The 15,435-nt window shown below is 62.2% G+C and carries 4 protein-coding genes; 3 read left to right on the plus strand and 1 reads right to left on the minus strand.

Translation table 11 applies throughout. The features are described from left to right. Positions 1-24 precede the first annotated feature (24 nt). Together putA and AC1DIJ_RS01805 are read left to right on the plus strand one after the other, a co-directional pair. Entirely contained in the window at positions 25-3,723 is a 3,699-nt protein-coding gene (gene putA, locus AC1DIJ_RS01800) for a trifunctional transcriptional regulator/proline dehydrogenase/L-glutamate gamma-semialdehyde dehydrogenase (protein ID WP_112388618.1), read from the plus strand. A gap of 340 nt (positions 3,724-4,063) precedes the next feature. Then, positions 4,064-4,723: a response regulator gene (locus tag AC1DIJ_RS01805; RefSeq protein ID WP_112388619.1), complete on the plus strand. Its 660-nt coding sequence runs from the start codon at positions 4,064-4,066 to the stop codon at positions 4,721-4,723. Here the strand turns inward: AC1DIJ_RS01805 and AC1DIJ_RS01810 are convergent. Further along, positions 4,720-6,126 (minus strand): sensor histidine kinase, encoded by a 1,407-nt coding sequence (locus AC1DIJ_RS01810; RefSeq protein WP_112388620.1) that lies wholly within the window; start codon positions 6,124-6,126, stop codon positions 4,720-4,722. The genes AC1DIJ_RS01805 and AC1DIJ_RS01810 overlap by 4 nt on opposite strands. A 318-nt stretch (positions 6,127-6,444) precedes the next feature. Here AC1DIJ_RS01810 and AC1DIJ_RS01815 point away from each other — a divergent pair, with 318 nt between their 5' ends. Next, on the plus strand, positions 6,445-15,390 hold the full coding sequence (locus AC1DIJ_RS01815; protein WP_112388621.1) for a peroxidase family protein: 8,946 nt from the start codon (positions 6,445-6,447) through the stop codon (positions 15,388-15,390). Positions 15,391-15,435 lie beyond the last annotated feature (45 nt).

Consider the following 15,435-nt stretch of genomic DNA (forward strand, 5'->3'; position numbering starts at 1 on the left):
AAGTCCCGCTGCTAGGATCCCGCAATGCTCAACGCCGCCGATAACGCACCAGGTCCGGATTCCAATTCGCCATTTGCCGAGTTTGCGCCGCCGATCCGCGAGCAATCGGACCTGCGCAAGGCCATCACCGCCGCCTACCGGCGCCCGGAAACGGAATGCCTGCCGCCCCTCGTGGAAGCAGCCCGCGTGCCTGCGGATATGAAGGCCGCCGCCCGCGATACCGCGCGCAAGCTGATCGAGGCGCTGCGTGCCAAGCACAAGGGAACCGGCGTCGAGGGCCTGGTGCAGGAATATTCACTGTCGAGCCAGGAAGGCGTTGCGCTCATGTGCCTCGCCGAAGCGCTGCTGCGTATCCCCGATACGGCCACGCGCGATGCGCTGATCCGCGACAAGATTTCCGAGGGTGACTGGAAGTCGCACGTCGGTGGCGGACGCTCGCTGTTCGTCAACGCGGCGACCTGGGGACTTGTGGTCACCGGCAAGCTGACATCGACCGTCAACGACCGCAGCCTTGCCGCCGCGCTGACCCGGCTGATTGCCCGCTGCGGCGAACCGGTGATCCGTCGCGGCGTCGATATGGCGATGCGCATGATGGGCGAGCAGTTCGTCACCGGTGAGACGATCGACGAGGCGCTGAAGCGCGCCCGTCCGCTCGAAGCACGCGGCTTTGGTTACTCCTACGACATGCTGGGCGAGGCAGCGACGACGGCAAAGGATGCCGACCGCTACTACCGCGACTACGAGAAGGCGATCCACGCGATCGGCAAGGCATCGGATGGCCGCGGCGTCTATGCCGGGCCGGGCATCTCGATCAAGCTGTCGGCTCTTCACCCCCGCTATGTCCGCGCCCAGTCGAAACGGGTGATGACCGAGCTTCTGCCCCGCGTTCGCGAACTGGCACTGCTTGCCCGCACATATGACATCGGCCTCAATATCGACGCCGAGGAAGCCGATCGCCTCGAACTGTCGCTCGACCTCCTCGAAGAACTCAGCCTCGACGCCGGGCTGAAAGGCTGGAACGGTCTCGGCTTCGTCGTTCAGGCCTATGGCAAGCGCTGCCCCTTCGTGCTCGACTACATCATCGATCTCGCCCGCCGCTCCGGCCGCCGGATGATGGTGCGCCTCGTCAAGGGCGCCTATTGGGACGCCGAGATCAAGCGCGCCCAGCTCGACGGCCTGCCTGACTTCCCCGTCTATACGCGCAAGATCCACACCGACGTTGCCTATGTCGCCTGCGCCCGCAAGCTGCTGGCCGCCACTGACGCCGTGTTCCCGCAATTCGCAACGCATAATGCCCAGACGCTGGCGACCATCTATCAGCTCGCAGGCCCGGACTTCCAGATCGGCAAGTACGAGTTCCAGTGCTTGCATGGTATGGGCGAGCCTCTTTATGACGAGGTCGTCGGCAAGCAGAATCTCGACCGGCCCTGCCGCATCTACGCGCCCGTCGGCACGCATGAAACGCTGCTCGCCTATCTCGTCCGCCGCCTGCTCGAGAATGGCGCGAACTCCTCCTTCGTCAACCGCATCTCGGACCCCAAGGTTTCGGTGGATGACCTGACCACCGATCCGGTCGATCTCGTCGAAGCCGCCACGCCCATCGGCAAGCCGCACGATCTCATCTCCCTGCCGCAGAACCTCTATGGCGCCGAACGCAACAATTCCTCGGGCATCGACCTTTCGAACGAAATGGAACTGGCCCGCCTTGCCGGCAACCTGCTTCAGACAACCACGAAATGCTGGCATGCCACGCCGCTTATGGCAGACGGCTCGGTGGATGGCACGACAAGCCCGGTTCTCAATCCGGCCGATCATGGAGACGTTGTCGGTCAGGTGACCGAAGTGGAGATCGACGCCGCCGCCAGGATCGCCAGGTTCGCGGCTGACGGCGCCAAGCAATGGGCGGCAGTCCCGCCGGCAGACAGGGCAGCCTGCCTCGATCGCGCCGCCGATATCATGCAGTCGCGGATCGAGCCGCTGATGGGCATCATCATCCGCGAGGCCGGCAAATCCGCCGCCAACGCCATTGGCGAGGTACGCGAGGCAATCGACTTCCTGCGCTACTATGCGGAACAGGCTCGCCGCACACTCGGCCCGTCGCATGTGCCTCTCGGCCCGATCGTCTGCATCAGCCCCTGGAACTTCCCGCTGGCGATCTTCACCGGACAGGTCGCCGCAGCGCTGGTGGCGGGCAACCCAGTTATTGCCAAGCCTGCGGGCGTCACCCCGATCATCGCCTTCGAAAGCGTCAGGATCCTGCATGAGGCCGGCGTTCCGCGCGCAGCGCTTCAGTTCACCCCGGGCAGCGGCCGCCTCGGCGCCGCGCTGATCGACGCGGAAGAGACGGCCGGCGTGATGTTTACGGGTTCCACCGGCGTCGCCCGGATGATTCAGGCACAGCTTGCCAACCGTCTCTCGGCGTTGGGCAAACCGATCCCGCTGATCGCCGAGACAGGCGGCCAGAACGGCATGATCGTCGATTCCTCCGCACTTGCCGAACAGGTCGTCGGCGATGTCATCGCTTCGGCTTTCGACAGCGCCGGTCAGCGCTGCTCGGCATTGCGCGTGCTCTGCCTGCAGCAGGACGTCGCTGACCGCACCCTGACGATGCTGAAGGGCGCCCTCCAGGAGCTGACGATCGGCCGTACCGATCGCCTCAGCATCGATGTCGGCCCGGTCATCACGGCGACCGCAAAAGGCGATATCGACGCCCATATCGAGAAGATGAAGGCGCTCGGCTGCAAGGTCGAGCAGCTGCCTCTGCCTGAGACTGCGGGCCTCGGCACCTTCGTGCCGCCGACCATCATCGAACTCAAGAAGCTGTCCGATCTGGAAAAGGAAATCTTCGGGCCGGTTCTTCACGTTATCCGCTACCGCCGCGAAGATCTCGATCGCCTGATCGATGATATCAACGGCTCCGGCTACGGCCTGACATTCGGGCTTCACACGCGTCTCGACGAGACGATCGCTCACGTCACCAGCCGCATCCAGGCGGGTAATCTCTATGTCAACCGCAACATCATCGGCGCGGTCGTCGGCGTCCAGCCGTTCGGCGGCCGTGGCCTGTCGGGCACCGGCCCGAAGGCGGGCGGTCCGCTCTATATCGGCCGCCTGGTCCAGAAGGCACCGGTGCCGCCGCAGCACAGCTCCGTTCACACCGACCCGGCTCTTGCCGACTTCGCAGTCTGGCTATCGGGCAAGGGACGGGCTGACGACGCCGAGGCCGCACGCGAGCTCGGAAGCCTCTCCGCCGTTGGCCTTGAGAAGGAACTTGCCGGTCCTGTCGGCGAGCGCAACATCTATGCGCTTCATCCGCGCGGACGGGTTCTGCTCGCTCCCGAGAGCGAACGTGGCCTCTATCGCCAGCTGGCCGCTGCGCTCGCCACCGGAAACCAGGCCGTTATCGACGAAGCCACCGGCCTTCGCGCCGCACTGAAGGACATTCCCGCAAGCGTCGCGGCGCGCGTCTCCTGGACTTCGGACTGGAACAAGGACGGTCCCTTTGCCGCAGCCCTTTTGGAGGGCCGCGCAGAGCGCATCCGGACGCTCAACAAGGCGATCGCCGCACTCGATGGACCGCTTGTCCTGGTGCAATCGGCGACGGCCGCCGAAATCGAGAGCGATATCGAAGCTTATTGCCTGAACTGGCTAATCGAAGAGGTCTCGACCTCGATCAACACGGCCGCCGCCGGCGGTAACGCCAGCCTGATGACCATCGGCTGAATGGGATAGAATACTTGCCCGGACACCTGCCCGGGCAAGTTGATCTATTCCAACGGTTTCGCGCGCAGCATCGCTCCGGGCCGTCCGCCTCGACATGATCGTTTTCCACGGCTGCAACGCGCGAGACGACGCCCACACACGTCACCGATGTCCTACAGCCGACAGCAATACGTTCAATATTTCCTAAAATTCTACAAATACAACCTTATTTACTTGAATAATAAATCGGATGATTAATCCAAATTAGCTACGACTATGGAAATAGTCAGAATGACTTAGATGGACATAGAATTATTTTACGAATACTAATTGCACAGATACTATGAACAGGACGCGTATCATGAGTCCGATCTCGGTAGTAGTTATTGACGACCACCCGTTAATGGTGGCCGGACTGACGGAAATTCTTGGAAAGAATCCGGAATTTACTATCGCAGCGACTGGCACATGCGCCGACGATGCATTGGATATCGGCCTAAGACTGGCGCCGGATGTGTTTGTCGTCGATCTGATGATGCCCGGCAACATCTTCGACGTGATCACGAAACTGGTCGAAAAAATCCGCACCAAAATACTGGTTTTTACAGCGAACACGGGCAGCGATTACGCGGTGCGTGCGCTCAATGCCGGCGCGAGCGGCTATGTTCTCAAAGGCAGCAGCATTCAGGAGCTCGTCCAGGCAATCAGCGCCGTGCATCGCGGCGACATGTTCATCACGCCGGCCTTTGCCTGCAAGGTCATCGAAGAACTCAAGATCGCTTCGCTGCGCAAAAAGGCCGGAGCGGATTTGAAGCTCAGCATCCGCGAGGGGCAAATCATCGGCATGCTTCTGCGGGGCTTCACCAACCGGCAGATCGCAATCGGCCTCAAGATCGGCGAGAAGACCGTCAAGAATTACATGACGATCCTGATGCAGAAGCTGAATGCCCGAAACCGGCTGGAAGTGCTGATCGCCGCACAAAAGCTGGAGGGTGCCGGCGATTCCATTCCGCGGCACTAGAGACTGTTGCCCTCCATCGGCACCGTCACCCGAAGCTCCGTGCCGGAAACCGGCCCCGGCCGGATATCGACGTGCCCCCTGAATGCAGCGACACGGTTGCGAATGCCCTGGAGGCCGAGCGGACGGTGCCGATCTATGCTGCTCTCTGGCGCAATCCCTGGACCTTCATCGGCAATGGTCACGACGATCTCGGACATATCGGATGATGCAGACACGCGCTGACCTCGGCCGCCGCCGTGTCGGAATGCGTTGTTGAGCCCTTCCTGCACCACGCGATAAAGACAGATTTTCAGCGGATGCGCGACGCGCTCGGGAAGTTTCCCGTAGGCCGATAAGACCTTTGATCCCGTCGCATACTCATGCTGCTCGACCGCCATCTGCAAGGCGGCCTCCAGCGGCATGTGCTCGATCTCGGGCACGACAAGATCGGTCGATAGCTCCCGCAATTCGGTCAACACCAGACGCGCAATATGAACGGGTGCGAGCTCGCCCCCCTTGATCTCCGGCACGCGTTCAAGCGCCACCTTCGGCAAATTGGCGCTTGCCGCAGATCCGCTCAGCTTGAGGATCAGCAGACTGAGCAGCTGAACCGGACCATCGTGCAGATCGGCGCCAATCCGGTTGAGAAGCTGCTCGTTCGATTGGGTGGCATCCATGCGGGACCGGTCCGCCGCCTTTCGAAGCTCCGTATTCTGCTCCGCCAGTGCCCGCGCCTGAGCGAGCTGCGTCTTCAATACCGCCCGCTGACCGGCAATCGTCCTGCTGGCCCGCCGGACGATCAGAAACAAGAGCGCCATGATCGCCAGCGAGGTGGCTCCGACAATCACCCATGTATGGCGCTGCACCCTGTTGCGCTGAACGACAAATTCGCCCGCCTCCTCATAAAGCTCTCCGACGGCGATGATATCCCGCGTGCCCGGCCGGTAGATCGGGGCATAGATTTCGATGAGCGGCCGGTGGGTTGCCGCGGGACCATCGTCCTCTCCGTCGTCGTGGCTATCCTCAAGCTGGGCGACGACCCGCCCCTTGAAAGCGTGCTCGATATCCTGCGAGGGAAAAGTCTTTCCAATCAGCGATTTGTTGGTGCTGTAGATGACGAGACCATCGTGGCGCCATATCCGGAAGCCTTCGACGCGCCGTGCGAGATCCGTGCCGATCAGCAACTCATCCAATTCCTCCTGGCGGGCCGGAGACACCTGAGGATCATCGGCATTTCCCTCGATATGGCGAGCCAGAAAACCCTCCATGTAGAGGGCGCCGGATTCGGCCCGGCTCCTCAGCTGGTTGGCGGCGATCTGTCCACTCAGCCATTCCCCCAGCAGCGCCATCGAACCACAGACGACGATACCCGCAACAATGAGAAATTGCCGGGTGACATCAAGGCCTTGCCAGATGCCGGACATGCCCGGCCCTCCGCCTTCGGCATTCTTACTGCCAGGGACGTAAGTCACATTTATTTGCGGGTCAAAAGTCCCGCCCCCCTCAAAGACCAAAGTCTCTAGATGTCCCCGGACCTATGGAACTATTCCGTGGCCTCCCCCCGAGACATCATCCGATCATCGCAGATAATGCCGATCGGTTTCTACTGGATTCTTTCGGGGCGCAACTTTGCGCTCCGAGTAAAAAATCCCGCCGCCCGGCTCGATCCTGCGAATTCTTTGTGGGGAGCAAGCATTGCCGAAACGATAATCGTTTCCCGTGCAATCAGAGGGGAGAGTACCATGGTCACCTATATCCGTTCGGATCTCGATTTCATCCTGGCGCAGATCAAGATTGCAGAGGCGCATGCTGCTGGAACGCCGCTTTATGGACCAGGTGGCCTGATCCCCGCTTACAACGTGGCCTGGGGGTTGCGGACGGTCGATGGATCCTACAACCACCTCCTGCCCGGCCAGGAAATGTGGGGCGCCGCCGGCGCAGAGTTTCCCGAGCTGATGTCTCCGATCTACCGGCCCGCCGATGGCACGCTCTTCGATCCAGATGGTCCGGGCGGAGCGCCTGCAATGCCGACGGCTCCCAACTACAACCCGTCGAACAATCCCGGTTCCCTCGTTTTCGATTCAAGCCTCCGCACCATCTCGAATCTGCTCGTCGATCAGACGCTCGGCAATCCGGCCGCTATCCTGACCGCACTTGAGCGAGCCGGCGCGGCAAGCCCGATGACCGATCTTCCCGCAGTCACGGCGATCTACCAGACATTCAAGCCGGCTTCAGACGCCGAGTACCAGGCACGCGTCGTCATGCAGAACGCCAAGACCGCAGCCGATGCGCTTGGTGATGGCGATCCCAACACGCCGCCGACGCCTGCGGAACAGACCGCGCTCGATACATTGGCGAATGCCACGGCAGCGCATGCCGCGACAGTGACCGATCTGGAAGCTGCGCGCGAGGTGCGCGATGCGGCGCTTGAGCCCTTCGGCATCACCATGCAGGGCGACAACGTCTATCTTCCTGCCGTCGCACCGGATGAAGGTCTTTCGGCGCCGTTCAATTCCTGGTTCACCCTGTTCGGCCAGTTCTTCGATCACGGCCTCGATCTGATCAACAAGGGTGGCAGCGGAACGGTGTTCATCCCCCTGGCGGAGGACGATCCGCTCTATGTCCCAGGCAGCCATACGAACTTCATGGTGCTGACCCGTGCGACGGTTTCGGCTGGCGCAGATGGTATCATGGGCACCACTGACGACGTCCGCCCCGTTAACACGACAACCTCCTATGTCGACCAGAATCAGACCTACGCCTCGCATGCGTCGCACCAGGTCTTCCTGCGCCAGTATCAGCTCAATACGGCAGGCGATCCGGTTGCAACGGGCAAGCTGATCGAAGGCGGCAACGGCGGCATGGCGACCTGGGGCGAGGTCAAGGCTCAGGCGAAGACACTGCTCGGCATCAACCTGACGGATGCCGACGTCGGCGCCGTCCCGCTGCTGCGTACTGACCCCTACGGCAACTTCATACCCGGCGCGAACGGCTTCCCGCAGATCATCCTCGGGATCGGCGCGGACGGTATCCCCAACACGGCCGACGACATTGTGCGGGAAGGCGACCCGACCGCCAATGGGGGGCTGGGCGCCTCGACGACCGGCGCTATCCGCACCGCCAGCGCGTTCCTCGCCGACATCGCCCATGAGGCCGTGCCGATCGGCAAGATCGCCGATGGTGACATCACCATCGGTCTCGGCAACCCGGGCAACGGCGATACGGAATATGACAACGAACTGCTGGACGCGCACTTCATTGCCGGCGACGGCCGCGTCAACGAGAATATCGGCCTGACCGCCGTCCACCACGTCTTCCATGCCGAGCATAACCGGCTTGTGCAGCATACGAAGGACACGGTGCTCGCAAGCAACGACCTCACCTTCATCAACGAGTGGCTGGAAGTCGATCTGGTTGCTCTGCCGACGGCCGGGCAGATCGCATCGCTGGTCTGGGATGGCGAGCGCCTCTTCCAGGCGGCCAAATTCGGCACCGAGATGCAGTACCAGCATCTCGTCTTCGAAGAATTCGCCCGCAAGATCCAGCCGAATATCAACGTGTTCCTGGTGCCTGATGGCTTCGACACGACCATCGACCCGTCGATCGTCGCCGAATTCGCCCATGTGGTCTATCGCTTCGGCCACTCGATGCTGACCGAGTCGATCGACCGCTTCGACCCGTCATTCAACGAAGACCATATCGGCCTGATCGAGGGCTTCCTCAATCCGCTCGCCTTCGATGGCGGCGATACCGGCGTTGCCCATTCGATCGGCGACGACGTTGCGGCGGGTGCGATCATCCGCGGCATGACCCGGCAGGTCGGCAACGAGATCGACGAGTTCGTGACGACGGCGCTGCGCAACAATCTGCTCGGCCTGCCGCTCGACCTCGCGACGATTAACCTCGCCCGCGGCCGCGACACCGGCGTGCCATCACTGAACGAGGCGCGGCGGACCTTCTACGAGGCCACCAACGAGGACGCGCTGCTCAAGCCCTACGAGAGCTGGGTCGATTTCGCCGGTCACCTCAAGCATGAAGCGTCGATCATCAACTTCATCGCGGCTTACGGCACACATGCTGCGATCACCACCGCGACCACACTTGTAGGCAAGCGCGACGCGGCCCTGGCCCTCATCATTGGCGACGGCAACGATGTCGATGGAGTAACCATTGGCGGCGTGAACTATACTGATCGTTTCGACTTCCTGAACGGCACCGGCACCTATGCAGCGTTGCTCGGTGGCCTCGAAAACGTCGATCTCTGGATCGGCGGCCTTGCCGAACAGATCATGCCCTTCGGCGGTATGCTGGGCTCGACCTTCAACTTCGTCTTCGAAGTGCAGATGGAAAAGCTGCAGAACGGCGACCGCTTCTACTATCTGCAGCGCCTCGACGGTCTTCACCTCTTCGGCGAGATGGAGAACAACTCCTTCGCCGCGATGATCATGCGCAACACCGACGCCACGCATCTGCCGTCCGACGTCTTCTCGACGCCCGGCCTCATCCTGGAGATCGACCGCACCAAGCAATACAATCCCGGCCTGGGCGAGGATGCCGGCGCCGACGGCATCCTGGAGGACGATCCGAATACGGTGATCAATGAAAGCGCCGACAACCGCGGCATCGATCCTCTCGGTACCAGCCTGCTGACACCGCTCGTCATTCGCGACAACCCGGCCACAGCGGGCCCTGATACCAACTATCTCCGCTACACCGGTGGCGACCACGTCGTCCTCGGCGGCACCGGGGGCAACGACACCCTGATCGCCGGCATCGGCGACGACACGCTCTTCGGCGACGGCGGCAACGACCGGCTGGAAGGCGGCTTCGGCAACGACATCATCAATGGCGGCGACGGCAACGATATCATCGTCGACAGCGGCGGCGACGACAACATCAAGGCCGGCAAGGGCCATGACGTCGTACATGCAGGCCCCGGCCTCGACCTCGTCATGGGCAATGACGGCCAGGACTTCATCTTCCTCGGCACAGACATGGGCTCGGAAGTCTTCGCCGGCACCGGCAACGACTTCATCTACGGCAACAAGAATGCCGAACGCATTCTCGGCAACGAGGGTGACGACTGGATCGAGACCGGTACCTTTGACGGCGCGCCCGGCGACAACTTCGACGAAATCTTCGCCCATGACGGCATCGACGGAAACGACGTGTTCCTCGGCGATGGCGGCTTCGACGAGTTCATCGGCGAAGGCGGCGACGACATCATGGTCGGCAGCGCCGGCCGCGGCAAGATGGCCGGCATGTCCGGCTTTGACTGGGCGACCTACAAAGACAATACGCTTGGCGTGAATGCCGACCTCTCCCGCCCGATTGTCTTCGACGAGGCCCCGACCCTACCGCAGAACGCGGCACTCGACGAGTATGAGTCGATGGAAGGCCTCTCCGGCACCCGCTTCGCTGACGTGCTTGGCGGCACCGAAGACGTGGCGGCCGACCGCGCCAGCCTCGCCAATGGCGGCACGAGCGGCTATCTCGGCAGCACGCTCGACGCGCAGGGCATCGCCCTGATCGCCGGCCTGCAGGCTGTACTCGGCGCGGGTGTCACCTCCTTTGCCGGCGGCGACATCATCCTCGGCGGCGATGGTGACGACCGCATCCAGGGTAACGGCGGCGACGACATCATCGATGGCGACAAGTGGCTGAACGTCCGCATTGGCATCATGAGCGGGTTCGATGATAACGGTCCCACCGGCACGGAAATTGCCGGCAATCCGAATATCAAGAGCATGACGAGCCTCGTCACGCTTGTCGTCAACGGCGCCTCTGTTACCAAGACGCTCGCGGCCTGGATGTTCGAAGGCCGGATCAACCCCGGCCAGCTACAGATCATTCGTGAAATCACCACGGCTGGTGCGGACAACATCGCCGATACCGACACCGCCGTCTTCCGCGGCGACCGCGGCGAATACGCCTTCTCGGCCACCACGGACGGGCAGGTCATCGTCACCCATGCTGTCGAAGACGCAATCGATGGCAGCGACCGCCTGCGCAACATCGAGAAGGTGGAGTTTGCCGGAGGTGGTGCGCTCAACATCATCGTCGGCACGCCTTACAGCGACAATGGCCTTGCCCCACAGGGGGCGGCTCCGCTCAACCAGCCGGTACTGAACGGCACGGCAACGGACGACCTGATCCTCGGCCTTGCCGGCTCCGATGTGCTCAACGGCAATGGCGGCAACGACATCCTGGTTGGCGGCGCCGATGGGGCCGTCGCGGCTCTGACGACTGTGACCTTCCAGGATAACTTCAACACCAGCAGTTTTACCAACTCCAACGGACCCAACGGCAATCCCGCGTGGACGACGCCCTGGACAGAAACTGGCGACAGCACACCCGGCGACCCAGCGACAGGCAGTCCAACGACGGGCCAGATTCGCCTCGATAATGGTCAGGACAATCTACGGTTCAATGCCGGGGATGGCGGCCAGATCCAGCGCACTGTGAACCTCGCCGATGCAACTGCTGCCACTCTGGCTTACACCGTTGGCCGCAGCACCGGCAACAACAGCCTTGACGCCGCACCAGACGACGACGCCGTCAGGGTTTATTTCTCGCGGAGCGGTTCTGAGGCCGACTTCGTCTTGGTCGACACCATCAACAGCACATCGTCAACAGCGGCGCGCAATATCAACCTTGCGGGTCCCTTCACGGCGAATGCTGCGATCCGCTTTGTCACCAGCGCGCTGGAAGGGGGCGAGTTTGTCTCGATAGACACCCTTGCTATTACCCGCACCACGGTCGGCACTGGTGCGGTTGCCGGCGACACGCTCAATGGTGGCCTCGGCAACGACACCTACTCCTTCAGCCTTGGCGACGGCAACGACGTCATCATCGAAGCCGGTGGCGCGGGCGCGGGAACGGCAGACAAGATCTCGATCCTAGCCCCGAGCACGGGCGTCGATGTAGATGGCCTGCCGATCCTGACCATCAACGCCCTCAATGCCTTCGACAGTAATACGGGCACTGAGAACGGCAACCTGGTGATCAACTATACGCTGCCGACAGGCGTGCAGCAGTCCATCACCGTGAACGGTCACTACACCGGCAACGTTGCAGAAACCGGCGTCGAGCTAATCAACTTCAACGGCGCCTTCTTCAACGGCTACCAGCTGGTCGGCGACTATGCCATCAGCCGGGCAGACCCGGCGGGCGGTACGCGTACCGTCAATCTGGCGGCCTCGGCTATCAACAACCTGATCGCCGGCGAAGATGGCGACAATGACGCAATCACCGGCGGCAGCGGCAACGACTTGATCTTCGGCGGCGGTGACAACGACGATCTCGTCGGCGGCCTCGGCGACGACCTCCTGGTCGGCGGCGCGGGCAATGACGACCTCGACAACCGTCTCAACGCAGCTCTCGACGACTTCGAAGGCGCGATCGGCGCCGACACCATGGTCGGCGGCGCAGGCAACGACACCTACGGCGTCGACGATCTGCTTGACGTCGTGGTGGAAGTTGCGGGCGAAGGCACGGATACGGTCGAGACCTTCCTCGCCGACCTGTCGATCGTGGCCATGGCCAATGTCGAAAACCTCGCCTTCCTCGGCGCCGATGCCAGCCAGTTCGTCGGCACCGGCAATGCGGGCAACAACGTTATCTCCGGTGGCGATCTCGCCGATACCCTGAGCGGCCTTGGCGGCAACGATACGCTGCAAGGCGGGCTCGGTGCTGACACCATGATCGGCGGTGACGGCAATGACGTCTACGAGGTCGATGAGGCTGGTGACCTTGTGACCGAAACCTCGGCAGATGCCCTCATCGGCGGTACCGATCGCGTCGAATCCGACATCGACTACACGCTCGGCGCAAATCTCGAGAATCTGGACCTCAACGGCGCCGCTGTCAGGGGCACCGGCAACACCCTCAACAATGTCATCAACGGCAATGGTGGGACCAACCAGCTGTTCGGCGCGGGGGGCAACGATACGCTCAATGGTGACGACGGCAACGACCTGCTCGATGGCGGCGATGGTAACGACACGATCAGCGGAGGCGACGACAACGATACGATCATTGGCGGGGCCGGCAACGACACCATCGATGTCGGCGGTGGCTTCAATACCATTGTCTACAACGCGCCCGGCTTCGGCGAGGACACCATCAACAGCTTCGACAGCGCCGGAGGAACAGCAGCCAACCAGGACAAGATCGACCTCAGCGGGCTCGGGATCACGGCGGCAAACTTCGCCAACCGCGTCTTCGAATCCGGCTCAGGCGCCAACACGCTCATTACTATCCGGGAAAACGGAGCGTCTTCGACTATCCAAGGTACGATCCTGATCAATGGCAGCAACACGGGGGCCATCGACGCCACCGACTTCACACTGGCGGCAGCAGCCCCGACCAGCACGATCACAGGGACCGAAGCCGCTAACACCCTCAACGGAGTGGGGACCACATCCGAGACGATCAACGCGCTTGGCGGCAATGACACCGTCAACGCAAACGGCGGCAACGACGTAGTCAACGGTGGTTCGGGTGCGGATACCCTCAATGGTGGCGACGGCAACGACACACTTAGCGGCGGCCTAGGGATCACCAATCTGAACTATGTCGACAGTTTCGACACGCAGAACCAGGGCAACTCCAACGGCACGACCACTTGGGATCCCGATTGGATCGAGAGTGGGGACAGCGGTGCTGTCGCTACGGGTCAAATCCGCATCGACGCTGGCAACAACAACGTCCTCCAATTTCTCGGTGGCAATGGCAACGATTTCAACGGAGCGCAAATCCAGCGCAGTGTCGATCTCGCGGGGGCCACCACTGCCACCCTCAGCTACTCGTTCGTCGCCACTGGACTGGACGCGGGAACGGATAACGACGCGGTAACGGTGCTCTTTTCTCGGGACGGCACGAACTTCGTGCAGGTCGACGTGATCAACACCGCCGCGAACACCCTTCCCCGCAACATCGATCTCAGCCTGTTTGGCACCGGACCGTTTACCGCGAACGCCGCCATTCGCTTCGTGACGACCAGCCTCGAACTCAACGAAAGCGTCAACATCGAAAGCCTTACGATCAATGCGACGGGTAACTTCGGTGTCGACACCATCAATGGCGATGCCGGTGACGATACTGTTATCTGGAATGCCAATGCCTCCGGCGCCACCGATGGCCGCGACATCGTCAATGGCGGCACGGAAGGGGCCGCTGGCGACACCTTCGTGATCAATGGCAACGCCGCGGCCGAAGCCTACACGATCTACACCAGGGCAGCCTGGCTGGCGATCACCGGTAACGTCGCGGCGAACCTCAATGCCGCGACCGAAATCGTCGTCACCCGCAACGGCAGCAACAATGCGTCCGTCATCGCGGAGCTCAACGAGATCGAGGAAATCCGCCTCAACGGTGTCGATCCTTCGGGGGCGGGAATGGCCGGGAATGACAACTTCAGCATCGTCGGCGACTTCTCGACCACCAGCCTGCGCCTCAACACGATCACCATCGACGGCGATGCCGGAAATGACACGATCGATATCTCGGCGCTCGGCTCTGCGCACCGTATCGTCTTCCGCTCCAATGGCGGCAACGACACGATCATCGGCACGTTGCGGCCGCAGGACGTCATCGAACTGGCCGAAGGCACCACAGTCGACGACTATGAGATCACGACCGGTGCCAACGGCGTGACGACGATGACCAACGGCGAGCACAGCATCCAGTTCACCAGCGAAGGCGGGCTGCCGCAGTTCAATGGCGATGGCACCACGGCCGAGGAAGAAGATACGCCGGCACCGAACCCGCCTGCCCCGACGCCACCAGCCGCAACGGCAGGGGCGACGATAGCAGGCACTGCAGCCGCCGACGTGCTTCTTGGTACGGCCAGTGGTGAAACGATCGTCGGCTTTGCCGGCAATGACGTGGCAACCGGCGGCGCCGGGGCCGACATCATCCGCGGCGATGACGGCGACGACTTCCTCAATGGGGAAGGCGGAAACGACATGGTCTTCGGCGGCGCCGGAAATGACGACCTGCTGGGTGGCGAAGGCAACGACATGCTCTATGGCGATGCCGGATCCGACCGCGTCTTCGGCGATGCCGGCGACGACATGATCCGCACCGGTGCCGGCAACGACACCGCCCATGGCGGCAGCGGCAACGACATGTTCGTCGCCGAAGCAAGCGATGGCGACGACACCTACTATGGGGATGACGGTAGCGACACGCTGGATATGGCGGCGATCACTGCAAACCTGACCGTCGATCTCGGCAGCGGCTTCATGGGCCGAGGAAGTGCATCGAGCAGCCTCTCGGGCAACGATACGCTGTGGGGTATCGAGAATGTCGTCACCGGTTCCGGGGCCGACACGATCACCGCCAATGCTGCCGTCAATATCATCGATGGCGGGGCCGGAAACGACAAGTTCGTCTTCCTCTCCGAAAAGGATGCCGACGGCGACACGATCATCGGCTTCCAGCCGGGCGACAAGATCGATCTCAGCGGCACCGACGCCAATGGCGGCGTTGCCGGCAACCAGGCCTTCACGCTGGTCAACGGTTCGGCGCTGACAGGTGCCGCCCAGCTGATCGTCACGCATGAGGTCCGGGCCGATGGCGACTACACGGTCGTCCAAGGCAGCGTCGATGCCGACAGCACGGCCGAACTCCGGCTCAACATCAAGGGGAACCACAACCTCACCGCTTCCGACTTCAACCTGTAACCCGCGACATCAGGCGTGCCGACTTTCCCGGCACGCCTGACAGCC

The organism is Rhizobium sp. 10N427, from assembly GCF_056394605.1.